At 33.2% G+C, this 19,099-nt stretch carries 16 protein-coding genes; 12 read left to right on the top strand and 4 right to left on the bottom strand.

Features of this window, described 5'->3' with window-relative positions; genetic code table 11:
* Positions 1 to 228 precede the first annotated feature (228 nt).
* From lon to cmk, 3 genes are all read left to right on the top strand, one after another.
* Positions 229 to 2,679 (top strand): endopeptidase La, encoded by a 2,451-nt coding sequence (gene lon, locus ACFFVB_RS04090; protein ID WP_382381435.1) that lies wholly within the window; start codon positions 229 to 231, stop codon positions 2,677 to 2,679.
* 256 nt (positions 2,680 to 2,935) lie between these two features.
* Positions 2,936 to 3,955, top strand: coding sequence for a type IX secretion system protein PorQ (porQ, locus tag ACFFVB_RS04085; protein WP_382381433.1), 1,020 nt, complete (start codon positions 2,936 to 2,938; stop codon positions 3,953 to 3,955).
* Positions 3,955 to 4,644 carry a (d)CMP kinase gene (cmk, locus tag ACFFVB_RS04080; RefSeq protein WP_382381431.1) on the top strand — a complete coding sequence of 230 codons (690 nt, stop codon included), beginning with the start codon at positions 3,955 to 3,957 and terminating at the stop codon, positions 4,642 to 4,644. Before porQ ends, cmk begins: the two co-directional genes overlap by 1 nt.
* Positions 4,645 to 4,695: 51 nt before the next feature.
* On the opposite strand, the gene ACFFVB_RS04075 is transcribed toward cmk, so the two are convergent.
* Complete coding sequence (locus tag ACFFVB_RS04075; RefSeq protein ID WP_382381429.1) at positions 4,696 to 5,076, bottom strand: LysM peptidoglycan-binding domain-containing protein; 381 nt, start codon at positions 5,074 to 5,076, stop codon at positions 4,696 to 4,698.
* 550 nt (positions 5,077 to 5,626) lie between these two features.
* Between ACFFVB_RS04075 and rpsA the strand changes: the two genes are divergently transcribed.
* From rpsA to ACFFVB_RS04040, 7 genes are all read left to right on the top strand, one after another.
* Positions 5,627 to 7,456, top strand: coding sequence for a 30S ribosomal protein S1 (gene rpsA, locus ACFFVB_RS04070; protein ID WP_382381427.1), 1,830 nt, complete (start codon positions 5,627 to 5,629; stop codon positions 7,454 to 7,456).
* A 130-nt stretch (positions 7,457 to 7,586) separates the two neighbouring features.
* Complete coding sequence (pyrR, locus tag ACFFVB_RS04065) at positions 7,587 to 8,126, top strand: bifunctional pyr operon transcriptional regulator/uracil phosphoribosyltransferase PyrR (protein WP_382381425.1); 540 nt, start codon at positions 7,587 to 7,589, stop codon at positions 8,124 to 8,126.
* A gap of 6 nt (positions 8,127 to 8,132) precedes the next feature.
* Positions 8,133 to 9,062, top strand: a complete 930-nt coding sequence (locus tag ACFFVB_RS04060; RefSeq protein WP_382381423.1) for an aspartate carbamoyltransferase catalytic subunit — start codon at positions 8,133 to 8,135, stop codon at positions 9,060 to 9,062.
* A gap of 2 nt (positions 9,063 to 9,064) precedes the next feature.
* Positions 9,065 to 9,397, top strand: a complete 333-nt coding sequence (locus ACFFVB_RS04055; RefSeq protein ID WP_382381421.1) for a ribonuclease Z — start codon at positions 9,065 to 9,067, stop codon at positions 9,395 to 9,397.
* A gap of 3 nt (positions 9,398 to 9,400) precedes the next feature.
* The gene (locus ACFFVB_RS04050) at positions 9,401 to 10,306 is read left to right on the top strand and encodes a ribonuclease Z (RefSeq protein ID WP_382381419.1); all 906 of its coding nucleotides are present in this window, start codon (positions 9,401 to 9,403) and stop codon (positions 10,304 to 10,306) included.
* Between the two features lie 19 nt (positions 10,307 to 10,325).
* A complete protein-coding gene (gene pdxH, locus ACFFVB_RS04045) occupies positions 10,326 to 10,976 on the top strand; it encodes a pyridoxamine 5'-phosphate oxidase (RefSeq protein WP_382381417.1) in 651 nt (216 codons plus the stop codon).
* Positions 10,977 to 11,155: 179 nt separating this feature from the next.
* On the top strand, positions 11,156 to 12,403 hold the full coding sequence (locus ACFFVB_RS04040; protein WP_382381415.1) for an MliC family protein: 1,248 nt from the start codon (positions 11,156 to 11,158) through the stop codon (positions 12,401 to 12,403).
* 103 nt (positions 12,404 to 12,506) lie between these two features.
* On the opposite strand, the gene ACFFVB_RS04035 is transcribed toward ACFFVB_RS04040, so the two are convergent.
* The 3 genes from ACFFVB_RS04035 to ACFFVB_RS04025 form a co-directional block, all read right to left on the bottom strand.
* A complete protein-coding gene (locus ACFFVB_RS04035; RefSeq protein WP_382381413.1) occupies positions 12,507 to 13,547 on the bottom strand; it encodes a GMP reductase in 1,041 nt (346 codons plus the stop codon).
* 131 nt (positions 13,548 to 13,678) lie between these two features.
* Entirely contained in the window at positions 13,679 to 14,059 is a 381-nt protein-coding gene (locus tag ACFFVB_RS04030; protein ID WP_382381411.1) for a Rid family detoxifying hydrolase, read from the bottom strand.
* Between the two features lie 10 nt (positions 14,060 to 14,069).
* The gene (locus ACFFVB_RS04025; protein ID WP_382381409.1) at positions 14,070 to 16,793 is read right to left on the bottom strand and encodes a putative LPS assembly protein LptD; all 2,724 of its coding nucleotides are present in this window, start codon (positions 16,791 to 16,793) and stop codon (positions 14,070 to 14,072) included.
* 130 nt (positions 16,794 to 16,923) lie between these two features.
* Here ACFFVB_RS04025 and ACFFVB_RS04020 point away from each other — a divergent pair, with 130 nt between their 5' ends.
* Complete coding sequence (locus tag ACFFVB_RS04020; protein ID WP_382381407.1) at positions 16,924 to 18,054, top strand: N-acetylmuramoyl-L-alanine amidase family protein; 1,131 nt, start codon at positions 16,924 to 16,926, stop codon at positions 18,052 to 18,054.
* A gap of 53 nt (positions 18,055 to 18,107) precedes the next feature.
* A complete protein-coding gene (locus ACFFVB_RS04015) occupies positions 18,108 to 19,097 on the top strand; it encodes an MlaD family protein (protein ID WP_382381405.1) in 990 nt (329 codons plus the stop codon).
* The last annotated feature ends 2 nt before the right edge of the window (positions 19,098 to 19,099 follow it).

The following is a 19,099-nucleotide window of genomic DNA, read 5'->3' as shown; positions in this document are numbered from 1 at the left end:
GGTTTAATATAAAGATGAAGGTATTGATTAATTGTTACAGTATAATCTATAAAGTTTTTCTATTTGTTCTTAGCTTGGCATATTAATTGAAAAATATTAGTAACTATTCGAATGTATATAATATTAATGCTCTAATTTAGAGCTACATAAAAGATTAGTTGATTAATGAATAAAACAAAACAATGTGTTTATACGTAATTGTAATGACAGATTGACCTAAATATATATATGAAAAAATCTAATTTTTTAACTCTAGACAATATGTCACTTCAAGAGTTTGATGAGAATTCAGAATTAATTCCTTTAATGACTCCGGAAGATGAAGAAAAAATAAATAACGAAGAGCTTCCAGACACTTTACCTATATTATCTTTAAGAAATACTGTATTGTTTCCGGGCGTTGTCATTCCGATTACTGCCGGAAGAGACAAATCGATTAAGCTTATTAATGATGCTAATAAAGGCGGAAAAGTCATTGGTGTTGTCTCTCAAAAGGACGAAAGCATTGAAGACCCGACTGCAAAAGATATTTTTAAAACAGGTACGGTTGCCCGTATTTTACGTGTTTTAAAAATGCCTGACGGAAATACAACCGTTATAATTCAGGGTAAAAAACGCTTTAAAATAAATGAAGTTACTACAGAAGAACCGTACTTAACGGCTACAATTTCTGAAGTGCCAGAAGAAAAACCAGCAAAGAAAAATGAAGAATTTGCTGCGATATTAGATTCAATTAAAGAATTATCGCTTCAAATTATTAAGGAAAGTCCGAACATACCAAGCGAAGCGTCTTTCGCGATAAAGAACATCGAGAGCAATTCGTTTTTAATCAACTTTGTGTCTTCTAACATGAACTTAACGGTTCAGGAAAAACAAAGTCTTTTAGAAAACAATTCACTTAAAGAGCGTGCTTTAGAAACGTTGCGTTATATGAATGTTGAATTTCAGAAACTAGAACTTAAAAACGACATACAGTTAAAAGTTCAAAGTGATATGAATCAACAACAACGTGAATATTTCTTACATCAACAAATGAAAACCATTCAGGAAGAATTGGGAGGCGTGAGTTACGAAGAAGAAGTAGAGGAAATGCGAGTGCGTTCTAAAAAGAAAAAATGGAATGAAGAGGTTTCTAAGCATTTCGAAAAGGAATTAGCTAAAATGCAACGTATGAATCCGCAAGTAGCGGAGTATTCTATACAGCGTAATTATTTAGATCTATTTCTAGATTTACCTTGGGATAAATTCAGTAAAGATAAATTTGACTTAAAACGTGCACAACGTATTTTAGACCGTGATCATTATGGTTTAGAAGATGTAAAACGTCGTATTATAGAGTATTTAGCGGTTTTAAAGTTACGTAACGATATGAAATCCCCGATTTTATGTCTTTATGGACCTCCGGGAGTTGGTAAAACATCTTTAGGGAAATCTATTGCTGAAGCTTTAGGAAGAGAATATGTGCGTGTGTCTTTAGGAGGTTTACGTGATGAAGCAGAAATACGCGGACATAGAAAAACGTATATCGGAGCCATGTCAGGACGTATTATTCAAGGTCTTAAAAAGGCGGGAACATCGAATCCTGTTTTTGTATTAGATGAAATTGATAAGTTATCGAACTCACATCAAGGCGATCCATCTTCGGCATTATTAGAAGTTTTAGATCCCGAGCAAAATAATGAGTTTCACGATAATTTCTTAGAATTAGGTTACGACTTATCTAAAGTAATGTTCGTTGCGACTTCGAATAGTTTAAATACTATCCAGCCAGCGTTATTGGACCGTATGGAAATTATTAACGTCACGGGATATACTATTGAAGAAAAGGTAGAAATCGCGAAACGTCATTTACTTCCAAAGCAAATTAAGGAACACGGTTTAACCGAGAAAGATATTAAAATAGGAAAACCTCAATTAGAAAAAATAGTTGAAGGGTACACTAGAGAATCTGGTGTTCGTGGACTTGAAAAGCAAATTGCAAAAATGGTGCGTTACGCAGCTAAAAATATTGCAATGGAAGACGAGTACAATGTGAAAATTTCTAACGAAGATATTATATCTGTACTTGGTGGTCCGAAGTTAGAACGCGATAAATACGAAAATAATAATGTAGCAGGAGTTGTTACAGGATTAGCGTGGACAAGCGTTGGTGGAGATATTTTATTTATTGAATCTATTTTATCTAAAGGAAAAGGGAATTTAACGATTACTGGAAATTTAGGGAAAGTGATGAAAGAATCTGCAACCATTGCAATGGAATACATTAAAGCAAATGCAGAAGAATTAGGATTAGATTCCGATATTTTCGATAAATATAATGTGCATATTCACGTGCCAGAAGGAGCAACGCCTAAAGATGGTCCTAGTGCAGGTGTAACCATGTTAACGTCTTTAGTGTCGCTATTTACGCAACGTAAAGTGAAAAGTAGTTTGGCTATGACAGGAGAAATTACACTTCGTGGAAAAGTATTACCTGTTGGTGGTATTAAGGAGAAAATCCTTGCTGCGAAACGTGCTAGAATCAAAGAAATTATGTTGTGTGAAGAAAATAGACGTGATATCGCAGAAATAAAACAGGAATATTTAAAAGGTTTAACCTTTCATTATGTTTCAGAAATGAGTGATGTTTTAAAATTTGCTTTAACTACGGAAAAAGTAAAAAACGCAAAAACATTATAATTTTAAATTAGAGTTATTTCTTTTTAAACTATTTAAAAGCATCCAAAAACTGACGGTTTTGGATGCTTTTTTTATGTTTGACTGTTTGTTGTACTATGTTTTCTATATTAAAAAGACAAAGTGATCTATTTAATCTTGCTAAAATTTTAATCAAAGTTAAACGTGCAATTAGTTGGCTTAGAAACATTGAATATGTCTGAAAATATAATTGATAAAACCACGTTTTAAACATAAGATTTATTTAATTTGCACCCGTATGAGGCAAAAATTGGCATTATTATTTATTGGTTGTTGTAGTTACGTCGCGTCCGCTCAGTTGGGGGGTGAGTCTACTTACCAATTTTTAAATTTAGTGTCGTCGCCACGCCAAGCTGCTTTGGGAGGAAAAGTTATTACGAATGTCGATTACGACGTAACTCAAGCTCTGTATAATCCTGCAACTATAAATGTTGAAATGGATAATCAGTTGGCATTAAATTACACCAGTCATTTAGGAGCTATAAGTTACGGGACTGCCGCTTATGCTTATACTTATGACCGACGAACCCAGACATTTCATGCTGGAATTACATATGTAAATTACGGACAGTTTGAAGGGTATGACGAAGAAGGAAATAAAACCGGTACATTTAGTGGTGGAGAATCGGCTTTATCCTTAGGTTACGCCACACAATTAGGACGGTCTAATATTTATGTTGGAGGAAATTTAAAATTAATCACCTCTAAATTAGAGCAATATTCTTCTTTTGGGGCCGCTGTGGATATCGGTGCGATTTATATCAATGAGAATATAAATTTTAATGCCGCTTTAGTGGTTCGAAATTTAGGAACTCAGATAACAACGTATGCAGGTCAGCATGAACCTTTACCTTTAGAAATCGATTTGGGATTTTCCCAAAGATTAGAGAATGTTCCCATTCGGTGGCACCTTACTTTAGAAAATTTACAACAATGGCCAATTGCTGTTGCCAATCCGGCACGTTCTACTAGTGACTTAGAAGGAAATAAGACCTCTGAAGATGTTAGCTTCTTATCAAATGTGATCCGACATACTATAATAGGAGCAGAGTTGTTTCCTGAAAGCGGATTCAACCTTCGGTTCGGGTATAGTTTTAGACGGGGAGAGGAATTGCGGATTGTAGACGAGAGAAACTTCTCCGGACTTTCGGCAGGAATAGGAATTAAAATGAATAAATTACGATTTAGTTATACGTATGCGAGATATTCGAGTGCGTCAAGTTCTAGCTTTTTCGGATTAAATATAGATTTACAATAATGAAAGATATTACCATTGCTATCGACGGCTTTTCATCTACAGGAAAAAGTACCATTGCCAAATTATTAGCCAAATCTTTAGGTTATGTGTACGTAGATTCTGGAGCCATGTATCGTGCAATTACGTTTTTTGCCATGAAGGAAGGCAAGATTTCTACAGAACATTTTGATAGAGATGGATTGATTTCGGAATTACCAAATGCAAAAGTGTCCTTTAAGTTTAATGATAGTCTCGGGTTTGCCGAAGTGTATTTAAACGATATAAATATAGAAAAGAACATACGTACTCTAGAAGTATCTAATTTAGTAAGTACGGTTGCCGCTGTTCCAGAAGTGAGAAAGCAATTGGTTAAAATTCAAAAAGAAATTGGAAAAAATAAAGCTGTTGTTATGGACGGTCGGGATATCGGTACCGTAGTGTTTCCAGATGCAGAGCTTAAAATTTTCATGAATGCTTCAGCACAAACACGAGCATTGCGTCGTTATAATGAAATTAAAGACAATGGCGAAGCGATTACTTTTGATGCCATTCTAGAGAACGTCCAAAAACGAGATCATTTAGATAGTACCCGTAAAGATTCACCATTATTAAAAGCTGAAGATGCTATAGAAATCGATAATTCTGACGTTACAATAGAAGAACAATTTCAAAATATTTTAAAACTTGTCAATTCAGTTTTAAAGGCATAAAAAAAAGAGCAATCGGTTAGATTGCTCTTAATATAGTAGCTCTATTAGGTATTACAAATTAGGAATAACTAATACTTGATCTGGATGAATTACATCTGGATTTTTAAGAATATCTGTATTCGCTTTAAATATATCTTGATATTTAGAAGCTTCACCGTAATATTGTTTTGCTATTTTTCCTAAAGTATCACCACTTTTAACTATATGTCTGTGGAAAACACTAGTGTCTGCTACAGTGATATCTGCGATAATATCTGTTGGGTTCTCACCACCAATAGCTTTAATTTTATCCCACATTATATTTTTTTCGTACTGAGTTTGAGCTGTACCTTTTACTTTTAATACACCATTTTCTTCAGTTACATCTCCGTTTTGAATGTTTAGTGATTCTCCTAAATCAAGAACGTCCTGATATTTTGATTTTACTGCCATAATTGAGTTTGATTTTAAGTATACAAGATATTAATTTTCTTTTAAAAGTTGCCGTTTTTTTAGGTAATAAAATAATTGGAATGCTTTACTTCTGTATAAATCAGTTTTAATCTAACTATATTTATAAACGCTATAGGTAGTACTCTTTCTTTATTAAGATTACTTTTATCATAATAAAAGGTCTGATTCAATTAATCATAAATAAAAGTATACGACAGCTCATGTTTGAGCATCTGATTAGTTAATGTGAAACAGGAATTCCGCTTAAATAAAAAGGTATTAGTATTTGTATTAATTAAATATTGATTTTGTTGAATAACTGACTTGTTTTCAGTATTTTAATTTAAATAACAATTATTAGGCTATTTAATAAAATATAATTAATTTTGCACTCCTTTTAGCGACAGTTGGAAAGATAAGAGGAGCTGAAAAATTTATATATAACACTTCTATGTGTTTGTCGCTTAATTCTTCCAAGAACATATAGGATACAAGATGTAATGTAATTTGTGCGAAAGCAAATACAAATACATTATTAAATTTTTATTTAATGGCTGAAAAAGCAAAACAAGCTGAAGTTGAAGCAACTGAAGCACAAAATGTAGAAGCTCCAAAAGTATCTGAAGCTCAAGCAAATCCTAAACAATTCTTAGCAGATTTTAACTGGCACAATTACGAAGAAGGTATTGACGAAGTTGATGATGTTCAATTACAAGAATTTGAAAAGTTAGTAGCAGAAAATTTCGTTGACACATTAAACGACGAAGTAGTAGAAGGAACGGTAGTACACCTTTCTGACCGTGATGCTATTATTGACATTAACGCTAAATCTGAAGGTGTAATTTCGTTAAACGAATTCCGTTACAACCCGAACTTAGCAGTTGGTGACAAAGTAGAAGTATTAATTGATGTTCGTGAAGACGCAACTGGTCAATTAGTATTATCTCACAGAAAAGCTCGTGTAATTAAAGCATGGGATCGCGTAAATAACGCTCATGATACTGGTGAAATCGTTAACGGTTTTGTTAAGTGTAGAACTAAGGGTGGTATGATCGTTGACGTATTTGGTATTGAAGCATTCTTACCAGGTTCTCAAATCGATGTTAAGCCAATTAGAGATTACGATCAGTATGTAAACAAAACAATGGAATTCAAAGTTGTGAAAATCAACCACGAATTTAAAAACGTTGTTGTGTCTCATAAAGCGCTTATTGAAGCTGATATTGAAGAACAGAAAAAAGAAATTATTGGTCAATTAGAAAAAGGTCAAGTATTAGAAGGTGTTGTTAAAAACATTACTTCTTACGGTGTATTCATCGACCTTGGTGGAGTAGACGGATTAATTCACATTACAGATCTTTCTTGGTCTAGAATTAATCACCCTAACGAAATCGTTGAATTAGATCAAAAATTAAACGTTGTTATTCTTGACTTCGATGAAGATAAATCAAGAATCCAATTAGGTCTTAAACAATTATCTAAGCACCCATGGGATGCTTTAGGTGAAGAAGTTAAAGTTGGTGACAAAGTTAAAGGTAAAGTTGTTGTAATCGCAGATTACGGTGCATTTATCGAAGTTGCAGAAGGTGTTGAAGGTTTAGTTCACGTTTCTGAAATGTCTTGGTCTACTCACTTACGTTCAGCTCAAGATTTCGTATCTGTTGGAGACGAAGTTGAAGCAGTTATCTTAACTCTAGATAGAGAAGAGCGTAAAATGTCTCTTGGTATTAAGCAATTAACTCCAGATCCATGGACTGATATTACGACTAAATACCCATTAAGCTCTAAGCATACAGGTATCGTACGTAACTTCACAAACTTTGGTGTTTTTGTTGAATTAGAAGAAGGAATTGACGGATTAATTTATATCTCTGATTTATCTTGGACTAAGAAAATCAAACATCCATCAGAATTCTGTGCGGTTGGAGATAAATTAGAAGTTGTTGTACTTGAGTTAGATGTTGAAGGACGTAAATTATCTTTAGGTCACAAACAAACTACTCCTAATCCTTGGGATAAGTATGAAACTGAATTCGCTGTAGGAACTATTCACACTGCTGAAATTGCTGAAGTAGTAGATAAAGGTGCTACAATCGACTTTAACGAAGATATCGTTGCTTTTGTTCCTTCTCGTCATTTAGAGAAAGAAGATGGTAAGAAACTTGGTAAAGGAGATTCTGCTGAATTCAAAATCATTGAATTTAACAAAGAATTTAAAAGAGTAGTTGCTTCACATACTGCTATTTTTAAAGAAGAAGAGATTGCAAATGTAAAAGCTGCTGTTAAAAAACAAACAGCTCAAGCTTCAGAAGCTAAACCAACTTTAGGTGATGCTAACGATGCTTTACAAGCTCTTAAAGACAAAATGGAAGGGAAATAATTCTCCTAACTATTTATAACTTAAAAGCCTTCCATTATTTGGAAGGCTTTTTTTATGTTTTGTATTAAAGGCAATCCGTATTATTAAAATTTTACCTTACCTTTGTTTAGCAAATACGTTTGGAAACAATATGAGTCAAAAAGTGTTACTTAATGCAACAGAGGTAAACATCATTCTTCATCGATTGGCTTGTCAACTTATTGAAAAACATAACGATTTTTCAAATACCGTTTTAATAGGATTACAACCTAGAGGAATATTTTTAGCAAAACGGTTAGCTAAGATTCTTAAAGAAGAGTATAAGATTAAAGACCTTAAATTAGGCCTATTAGATATTACTTTTTATCGAGACGATTTTAGAAGAAGTGACAAACCCTTGGAAGCCAATACCACAGAAATTAATTTTGTAGTCGATAATAAAAATATCGTTTTTATAGACGATGTTTTATATACAGGACGTAGTATACGTGCTGCACTAACTGCAATTCAATCTTTTGGAAGACCAGAAGAAATAGAACTACTAACGTTAATAGATAGACGCTTTAGCAGACATTTACCAATTCAACCCAATTATCGCGGTCGACAAGTAGATGCAATAAACAAGGAAAAAGTAATAGTACAATGGCAAGAACAAGCTGATGAGGATGCTGTGTACTTAATTAATAATTAGACTAAGATGAGCGAATTAAGTGTGAATCACTTACTAGGTATTAAATATCTTAAGAAAGAAGATATTCAGTTAATTTTTGAAACTGCCGATCATTTTAAAGAAGTTATCAATAGGCCCATTAAAAAAGTGCCTTCACTTCGAGACATAACTATTGCCAATCTGTTTTTCGAAAATTCTACACGAACGAAATTATCTTTCGAATTGGCAGAAAAGCGATTATCTGCAGATGTTATTAATTTCTCTGCAGGACAATCTTCAGTTAAAAAAGGAGAAACCTTAATCGATACGGTGAACAACATTTTATCTATGAAAGTAGATATGGTTGTTATGCGTCATCCAAATCCTGGAGCAGGTGTATTTCTATCAAAACACGTTAATGCAAGTATTGTTAATGCCGGAGACGGTGCTCACGAACATCCAACACAAGCCTTATTAGATTCGTATTCTATACGCGAAAGATTAGGAGAAGTTAAAGGTAAAAACGTAGTTATCGTTGGCGATATTCTTCATAGTAGAGTCGCTCTTTCAAATATATATGCTTTACAACTTCAAGGTGCTAAAGTTATGGTTTGCGGACCAAAAACTTTAATTCCTAAATTTATAGATAAACTTGGAGTAAAAGTGGAGACAGACTTGCGAAAGGCCTTAGAGTGGTGCGACGTAGCAAATATGCTTCGCGTTCAAAACGAGCGTATGGATATTAGTTATTTTCCTTCTACTAGAGAATATACGCAACAATTTGGAGTAGATAAAACCTTGCTAGATAGCTTAAATAAAGAGATTATCATCATGCACCCTGGACCAATAAACCGTGGTGTCGAAATTACAAGTGATGTGGCAGATTCTAAACAGGCTATTATTTTAGATCAAGTTCAAAATGGTGTAGCGATTAGGATGGCTGTAATTTATTTACTAGCTTCAAAAATAAAACAGTAATTATGATTTTAAATACAGAAGGTAATATTACCATTATTACTCAAGAAAATGCGACACCAATTCAATTAGTCAAAAAAATTGAAGCCTCGTATACTAAATTTAAAAGCGATAATATTATTGTGAATTTATCGTCTTTAGATTCACTATCATTAGAAAATATTGTTGAATTTCTTCAACTTTCTAACACACATAGAAAAGCAAAACATTCGTTTGTTATTGTTACTGATAAAATAAATGTAGATCAGACTCCAGTAGAAATTATCGTTGTGCCTACCTTAAAAGAGGCTTACGATATTATTGAAATGGAAGATATGGAACGTGATTTAGGATTTTAATCTATGCAATTAACTATTCTAGGTTGCCATAGTGCAACACCACGAATTTCAGCTCATCAAACTTCTCAAGTTCTAGAAATTAGAAACCATGTGTTTTTAATAGACTGTGGCGAAGGCACGCAAGTACAACTTAGAAAGTACAAGGTTAAATTTAACCGCATTAAACATATATTTATATCACACCTTCACGGCGACCATTATTTTGGGCTCATTGGATTAGTGTCTACATTTAGACTACTAACTCGCGATACCGATTTACATATTTATGGTCCAAAAGGGCTAGAAGAGGTGATTCTACTACAAATGAAATTAGGTGGATCTTGGACTAATTTTAATTTGATATTTCATGAATTATCGTCCAAAGAATCAGAACTTATTTACGAAGACGAATTGGTTGAAGTACATACTATTCCATTAAAACATCGCGTTTATACTAACGGTTTCTTATTCAAAGAAAAAGTAGGTGAACGTAAACTAGATATGAATGCCATTTTGAACGATGATATTAATGTCGCGTATTATAGAAAATTAAAACAGGGTGCAGATGTTATAAACGAAGTTGGAGAGTTAGTTAAAAATGAAGATGTGACATCAGAACCAACACCTCCTAAAAGTTACGCGTTTTGTAGCGATACGGTATATAATGAAGCTATTGTCCCGCTTATTAAAGATGTCGATTTATTATATCACGAATCTACTTTTTTAGAAAAACACGAAAAAAATGCGTTTCCAACAAAGCACTGTACAGCAAAACAAGCTGCTAGTATTGCGAAACAAGCCCAAGCTAAGCAACTTGTTTTAGGTCATTTTTCGACGCGTTACGACGATTTAAATGAATTTAAAACTGAAGCTCAAGAAATTTACGAGCCAGTAGATATTGCATGTGCAGGAAAAGTATTTCAAATATAATCTGTAATTTGATTGACCAATGAAAGAACAAGATTTAAGTAATTATAGAAAAGTTTACGAGAAGCGTGAACTGCTTACAGAAGACACTCCCGAAAATCCGTTAGAATTATTTAGAAGTTGGTTTTTAGAAGTCGATCAACATTTTTTGGAAGATGAAACGAATGCTATGACGGTTTCGACCATAGGTTTAGACGGATTTCCAAAAAGTAGGGTGGTACTATTAAAACGATATACTTACGAAGGATTTATATTTTACACGAATTACGAAAGTGAAAAAGGAAAAGCCATTTTAGCCAATCCAAATGTATGTTTATCTTTCTTTTGGCCTAAAGCCGAACGACAAATTATTATTAAAGGTAAAGCTGAAAAGATTCCTGAAAACATGAGCGATGGATACTTCGAATCTCGTCCGCGAGGTAGTCAATTAGGCGCCATTGTATCTCAACAAAGTGAAGTTGTAGAAAGTCGTGATGTGTTAGATCTTAATTTAAAAGCATTAGAGGAATCTTTTATAGGTAAAGAAATCCCTAGACCAGCATATTGGGGTGGTTTTATGGTACGTCCTGTAGAATTAGAATTCTGGCAAGGTAGACCAAATAGGTTACACGATCGTATTCGTTATAAGCTCGAAGAAAATTACGATTGGACAAAGGAACGTTTATCACCTTGATTAAAAGTGAGTAGTGACTGTCGATTTATATAATGATTTTATCTACTAAATTCTAAATTAAGTGGACTTAAAGTAAATTTTTCAAGCCTTTATTCTGTTCTAATATTTTTAAATTAAATTTGGATGGTAATTTATTTATTAACTAAATTTAACACTTTAACTTTCTAAAAATGCAACGTATGTTTTCTTTTAATAAGTATCATTTCATTGCCAGTGCTTTAGTTATATCGTTAAGTTTCTATTCTTGTAATAAAGAAAAAAATGAAAATATAGCAGTATCTCAATTTGCAGATTCGAGTTCCTCAACAATCTTTATTTCTAATGATAAGCTGCATGAATATGTAGTTATTGCTAATCCAGGAAGTGTAGATGGTAAAATCACTGTACACGATTCTAAAGAAAATAAAGAATATGCTTTACAACGTGTAGAGAGTGAAAGTGGTATTAAATACGAAAGTAAAAACGGCTATACATTATGGACAAAAGGCAGTGAGTTCACCTGGGGTAAAGGAAACGAAACCATTGCTAAAGGCACTTTAAAAACGACTGAAGTTTCAGTTGAAAAAGAGGTGGAAATTTCCAAATTCAATAGTAAGCATTATGGAAATTTTGTTAATAGTGATTACGAAAATAGAGATGAAGGTAGCGATTGGGTTGCTGTTATTGTTAAGCCTATCGATAGATTTAGAGTAAAGTTATCTGTGCGTTCTAGAGCCGATAAAAAAAAGGAAACCTGTACGTTCGATGCTATTGGCTATGTTAATGACGAGCATACTTTAAAAGTTTCTGAAAATGGAATCAACATCGTATTTACTTTTACTGATAAAGAAGTAACAATTGCAACGGTTTCTGAAATGTCTACAGATAAATTGACATACTTCTGTTCGGGTGGAGCAAATTTAGCAGACACCTATTCTAAAATTGATGGTGTATTAGATACCAATCAAATAGATAAAACAGGGTACTCTAAATCCTTAGTTTATAATAATATTTTATTTAGAATTGAGGAAAATGAGGGAATGGTAACTGTAACTCCCGAAGGTTTAGAAGTAGGTAAAGCAGAAAGTTACCCTGTAAAAGGCGAGATTATTAATGCTGAAGTAGACGACTTAAATAACGACACATATCCGGAGTTGTTAATCTATACCAAATCTGGAGTAAATAATAGAGGTGAAGTTATCGGGTTTTCTGTAAATAATGGAAAATCGATGAATAGAATTTCTATTTCTAAAGTTTCTGATAATACGGAAACGAACGAAGGCTATCAAGGTTATGATGAATTTGCAATGGTTGAAGGTACTTTTATTAGACGTTTTCCGATTTATGAAAATAATGAACCCACAGAAAAAATTAGACAAATTCAGTATAATTTAGAAGATAATGAAGGTATGAGACAATTGGTAGTCAATAAAATCATGAACTATTAGAATTCTAGTTTTTTAAAAAATAAAACAAAAAATCTCGAGACGTAAATCTCGAGATTTTTTGTTTATATAATAGACCTGTTTTTAGAATATGATAAGATATTTATTACTTTGTATACACTTGATTTTCTTGCTCTGCAACACGAATAAATGTAGTGCGCTTAGTTAATTCTTTCAGGCGTTGTGCGCCTACATAGGTGCAGGTGCTTCTAATGCCTCCCAAAATATCATGTAGTGTATCGTCTACAGGGCCTTTAAATGGCACCTGAACAGTTTTACCTTCGCTCGCTCTATATTCGGCCACGCCACCTACATATTTTTCCATAGCCGTTTCGCTACTCATTCCATAAAATTGTTTGTATTGTTTACCGTCTACTTCAATTAATTCACCACCACTTTCTTCATGTCCAGCGAGCATTCCGCCAAGCATAACGAAATCTGCACCAGCACCGAAAGCTTTCGATACATCTCCAGGAACAGCACAACCACCGTCACTAATTATTTGTCCGCCTAAGCCATGTGCGGCATCAGCACATTCTATAATAGCAGATAATTGTGGGTAACCCACTCCAGTTTTCACACGTGTTGTGCATACAGATCCGGGACCTATACCTACTTTTACGATGTCGGCACCAGATAGTATTAATTCTTCAACCATTTCTCCTGTAACCACATTTCCTGCGATTATAACTTTGTCAGGAAATTGTGCTCGTGTCTTTTTTACAAACTTCACAAAATGTTCAGAATACCCGTTAGCGACATCTATACAGATAAATTGAAGTTTGGGATGTTTATCAAAAATCTGTTTTAATTTTGCTATGTCTTTACTACCTGTTCCAGTACTTACTGCAATATGGTTTTCGATATGTTCAGGAGCTTCAGAAAGAAATTGGTCCCAATCTTGGAAACTATAATGTTTATGAATGGCTGTGAATAAATTCTGTTTTGCAAGCGCTAAAGCTAAAGGAAACGTCCCTACGGTATCCATATTGGCTGCCATAATAGGAACACCTGTCCATGTTTTCTGACTGTGTAAAAATGTAAACTCGCGGTCCAAACTCACTTGCGAACGACTTTTTAAGGTCGATCGTTTTGGACGGAACATAACATCTTTAAAGCCTAATTTAATATCATTTTCAATACGCATATAAAAGGGAATAAGTTATGTTATAAAAATACGGGTTAAGTTCTGTATGCGAAAGTAGATTCCAAAAAAAAGCTCAAATTTAACGTACACTGTACATTAAACTTGAGCTTTAATTTTAAAAAAGAGGTCTGTTATTTAGATGCTAAAAAGCTAATTTCAACATTTACAAATTTTGGTAAGTTTGCGACTTCTACAGTTTCTCTTGCAGGAGCAGTTGCTTCGTCGAAATACTGACCGTAAACCTCGTTAATTTGCGCGAAATTATTCATGTCGCTAATAAATATCGATGTTTTAATTATGTCTTCAAATGTCATATCTGCAGCTTTTAAAATCGCATTTATGTTTTCCATTACTTGTTTTGTCTCCGTTTTAATATCGTCTAAAACCAATTCACTAGTAGCAGGATTAATTGCAATTTGACCTGAAGCATATAACATTCCATTTTTTAAAACAGCCTGATTATAAGGTCCGATAGGAGCAGGAGCATTTGGTGTTGTAATTATCGTTTTCATATCTGTAAGTTTAAAGTTGTTGATCTGGTTGTAAACGTTTATCGTATTTAAGGTCGCTTAAAATACTAGATTTAATTCCTATAAAGAAATACCAAGATTTTCTTGAGCTAAAAGGCACCCAACTAAAATTCATTCTCCAACTTTCTAAATCACGTTCTAATCGCAATTGGGTATATGTGAATCCTAGATTTTTAAAGTCGTAACCTGATGATGCACCAACACTCCATTTTGGAGAAAGAGTGACGTCTCCAGAAAACATTAAGGAATGCGACGATACTTCATTTTGACGTTGTGTATTGGAATAATTTACGGCATACGCTAAATTTAAAGTCCACGGAATTTTAAATTTATAAAACTCGTTATCTTTCTTTTCTTCATCATCTTCTTCATCTTTATTGTCAAAGAAACTCTGGTCAGAAAAATCTTGTGATATACCAAATAAATCATCATCTCGACCACCACCACGTAGATTTTCTTCAATACCACGTTCATCCTCTTCATCCTTTTTTTCCTTACTAAATATATCACTAGATAAAGAATAGCTTAATGTTAAATTAGCAGATGTTAATCGAAATAAACTACCATTGTTATTAATATTATAGACGTCTACTTTATTGTTGTTATTGTCTAAAGCATATGGATCTAAGGTCGCACCAAAATTAACATTCATTTTATTATTCAAAATCTGAGTACCACCGCTAACTCTTACTGGACTCCACTGTAAAGAATCTCCTGCAATATTATAAGCAGTAGAAAAATTTAAGTTATTAAGTAACATCACTTTTTTAGGTTCAGTGGCAGTACTATCATTATCTCTTACTTTAGCTTCAAAATTATTTGAAAGTGATAGTCCTACAGACGATGAAAAGTTTTGATTTGGAGAACCAAATATACTTTCTTCGAATCTAGAATAGGTATCCTGGGTCGTTCCGTCGGCAGAAATCACATCATAAGTGTCGTAATATTGATCGAAAGACGGATTAATGTTATAACTAATAGCAGGTCTAATTACGTGTCTAATAGCTTGTACCTTTGGATCTTTTCCCTCTTTCTTAAAATCGAACATACCATAAATAGTGGTTCCTAAACTTGTACTAAAATTATAAGTTCTGTAGGCATCAAAACCGTTAACACTTTCGGTAATAACTTCATCTAAATCTTGATCGTAATATTTTTCGACTGTTTTAAATGTCCAATTTTCTTGGAAAGTCGATCCTGCGCTTAAACTAAAATGCTTAAATAATTTAAAGTTTGTACTTAAAGGAACATTATGTTGTACTCCAGCTCTGGCGTCTTCAAACATTTGAGGTTTAAAAAATAAAGAATCTGTAGTTTGAATTTGATTTTCGGCACGTACAGAGTACTGTAAATTTATATTCTGAATAATTCCTTTTGATGAACCTGTTTTAGGAGCGAATGGAAATACACGTCCTACACTTCCTTGAAAGGTTGGTAAGGTCATGTTTATTTGTTCGGTTTGTGTGTTTTGCGAATGTGTGGCAGTAACACTTAAGTTTACTTGTGGTTCTCCTGTAAAAGATTTTGAATATGATACAGATGAAGACAACGTATTATTTAGAAAGTTACCCGTGTTAATCTGATTTACAGATTGCTGATAATAGGAACTACTACCTAAGTTTACAGAAGCCGAAAATTGTGAACTGGGATTAGATTTAGAATCCTGACTATGAGACCAACGAATGTTATACACGGTAGACTTCGAGTAATCTGGAAATCCTTTTTCACTACTAATCAAACTTTCATATCTAAACGCGGCACTACCTCTATATTGATATTTCGTTGCATAGGTAGTTTCTGCTCTAAATCCGTAACTTCCATTGGTGTAATAGTCGGCTAAAAGTGCCAAATCGACATAATCACTTATTGCAAAATAGTAACCTCCATTCTGAATAAAATAGCCTCGTGTACTATCTTCTCCAAAAGTAGGTATAATTATACCTGAAGTTTGGGTATCTGTTAATGGGAAAAATCCGAAGGGTACAGCAATAGGAGTAGGCACATTGGCAATAACCATATGTGTTGGCCCAACTACAATCTTTTTACCAGGAACAAATTTAATTTTACTAGCCTTAAAATAGTAATCCGGATTTTCTAAATCTTCCGAAGTCGTAAAACGGGCTTTAGCCATAAATACCACAGAATCATTTTCCTTTTTTACTACGGGTGCAAGAATATTAAATCCGCTTTGTTCTGTTTTCGAATTAAAAATTAAGGCTTTCTTTGTGTCGAAATTAAAACGAATAGAATCAGGTTCAATAACACTTTGGCCTTGTGTAAATACCGGTTTTTGTGTTAAAACGCCAGAAGTATCTTTTATTCGTCCTGCATAAACTTCATTTTTACTGTAATCAATAATAATTACACCGGACTTGATATTCATATCTTGATAATTAACTTCAGCTTCATCATACAAGTATAATTTTTGCTCCAACCGCTTAAAAGACGTGTAACCTTTAGCATCGTAATCTACTACATCGGTTAAAAATTCTTTTTTTAGTTTAATACTATCTAATCTAACTGTATCTTGGACTGCTTCTGTGATGCTTCTTATAGCTACGGAATCTACACTTATACTAGGCGTGTAAAGCGGAATGTCCTGAGTAATAGGACGTATAACCTTAGCGCGAGTGGGTAGGTCTTGAGAAAAGACAGACGTGTTTATAAGCACAGTAAAACTTAAAGCTAAAAGTATTTGAAAGTAGTTTGTACGCAATGCTTTTAAATGTATTTTTGTAAAGTCAGGTTTAGTGTATGAAAGGCCAAAATTACATATATTTTTTTGTGATTGATTAATATTCACTAAATTTTAATAATAAACAGATGCCTTAAGTGTTATAGTCTATATGAAAACAAAATCTATATTATTTTTCTTGTCCTTTATATCATTAATTTTATTAACCTCTTTTAAGAGCGATAAACCGCTCTATTCTAGCAAATTTGTAGTTGTGTTAGATGCAGGACATGGTGGTCATGATCCTGGAAAACCAACAAAATTTGGATTTACGGAAAAAGAAGTGGCTTTAAAAATTGTTTTAAAAATAGGAGCAGAGTTAGAAAAAAACAAGGATATAAAAGTTATTTACACACGTAAAACCGATGTCTTTGTAACTTTAAGAGGTCGTGCCCAAATTGCAAACCAAGCAGATGCCGATTTATTTGTTTCTGTGCATTGCAATGCTCATAATTCTCAAGCTTATGGAACTGAGACCTATGTTGTAGGAGTTGCGAATACCAAACGTAATTTTGACGTTGCCAAACAGGAAAACGAAGTAATACTATTGGAGGATGATTATGAAACTCATTACGACGGATTTAATCCTAATGCGCCTGAGTCTTTAATCGGGTTAACCTTAATGCAAGAAGATTATATCGATTATAGTATTATGCTTGCAGGAATGATTGAAAGTAATTTTGCGAATAAACTGAAACGCAAAAGTCGTGGGGTAAAGCAAGCTAGTTTATGGGTTATGCATAATACCTATATGCCTAGTGTGCTTATTGAAACTGGTTTTATTACCAACAGTTCTGAAGGACAGTATTTAAATTCGAAAAAAGGACAATCAGAGATTTCAACATCAATAAAAGATGCTATTTTAGAATACAAAACATCATTAGATCTAAATATTGGAGAGAATATAGGTTCCTCACGAGTGCAACCTATAGTTAAGGAGGATGTTGTTTCAGATACAAAAGAGACGGTAGTAAAAAGCGATGTGGTATTTAAAGTTCAAATTGCGGCGAGTTCTAAGAAATTGGAAACAAAAGCATTTAACTTTAATGGATTAAGCCCTATCTCTAGAGATAAAGTAGGTGATATTTATAAATATTATTATGGAGATACCTCGGATTATTCCGTAATAAAGGATTTGCTTATTCACGCAAAAGCCAAAGGATTCGATACAAGTTTTATAGTTGCATTTAAAAATGGAGAAAAAGTACATTTAGACAAAGTGCTAAATAGTACCTCAAATTAACTGTATTCTAATTTTATTATTTCTAATTTTGTTTATAAACTAAAATCATTGCTTTGAAGATATCAAGAGAAGTTAAAACAGCTATCCTAGTTATTGCTGGAGTATTATTTTTAATATTTGGAATAAACTTTCTGAAGGGTGTAAATTTATTTTCATCTTCCAGAACATTTTATGTAATATATGAAAATGTCGAAGGGTTAACGCCTTCAACACCTGTAACCATTAGTGGATTACAAGTTGGTAATGTAAAAGACATTACCTTACAAGACGATGCTAAATTATTAGTCACACTAATTATAGATAACGATTATTCTTTTTCAAAGAATAGTAAAGCCGAATTATACGATACCAGTTTAATAGGTGGTAAATCTGTAGCTATTGTTCCTGCTTTAGATAACGCGGAATTGGCTAAAGACAATGATTATTTGTTGGCTGCAAGAAAATCTGGATTAACAGATCTTGTTGGCGAAAAATTAGCGCCGTTGCAAGAAAAAATAGAATCGTTAACGAATAATGCAGATTCATTACTTTTAAATGTGAATAGTATTTTCGACGAAGACACTAAATTGAGTTTAAAAAAGGCGATTGCATCTTTAGACCAAACGATTTCTTCGTTTCAAAAAACTTCTAATAGTTTAAATGGTGTTATAGAATCTAATAAAGAAAACTTGAATACAACGCTTACTAATTTTAGTAATGCGTCTGGTAACATTTCTAAAATTTCAGATTCTCTAGCTGCGACTAATTTTTCTGCAGTTGTAAATAATTTAGAAGAAACCTTAACAACATTTAATGGGGTATTAGCCGACGTTAATAATGGAAAAGGTTCTTTAGGAAAATTATTAAAAGACGATAAACTTTACGGTAATTTAGAAGGAGCATCACTTCAATTAGAACAATTACTTCAGGATATGAAATTAAACCCAAAACGTTATGTACATTTTTCATTATTTGGAAAACGAGCAGGCGATTTTGATGCTGAAGAAAACCAAGCCGATGATAACGGTTTAAATGTAGACGTCGAGCCAAAAACAACTAACTAAAA

It is taken from the genome of Formosa undariae (assembly GCF_042427615.1).
GTDB lineage: Bacteria > Bacteroidota > Bacteroidia > Flavobacteriales > Flavobacteriaceae > Formosa > Formosa undariae.
Note: the sequence above shows the minus strand (reverse complement) of the source record. Positions and strands in the feature narration are given on the sequence as shown.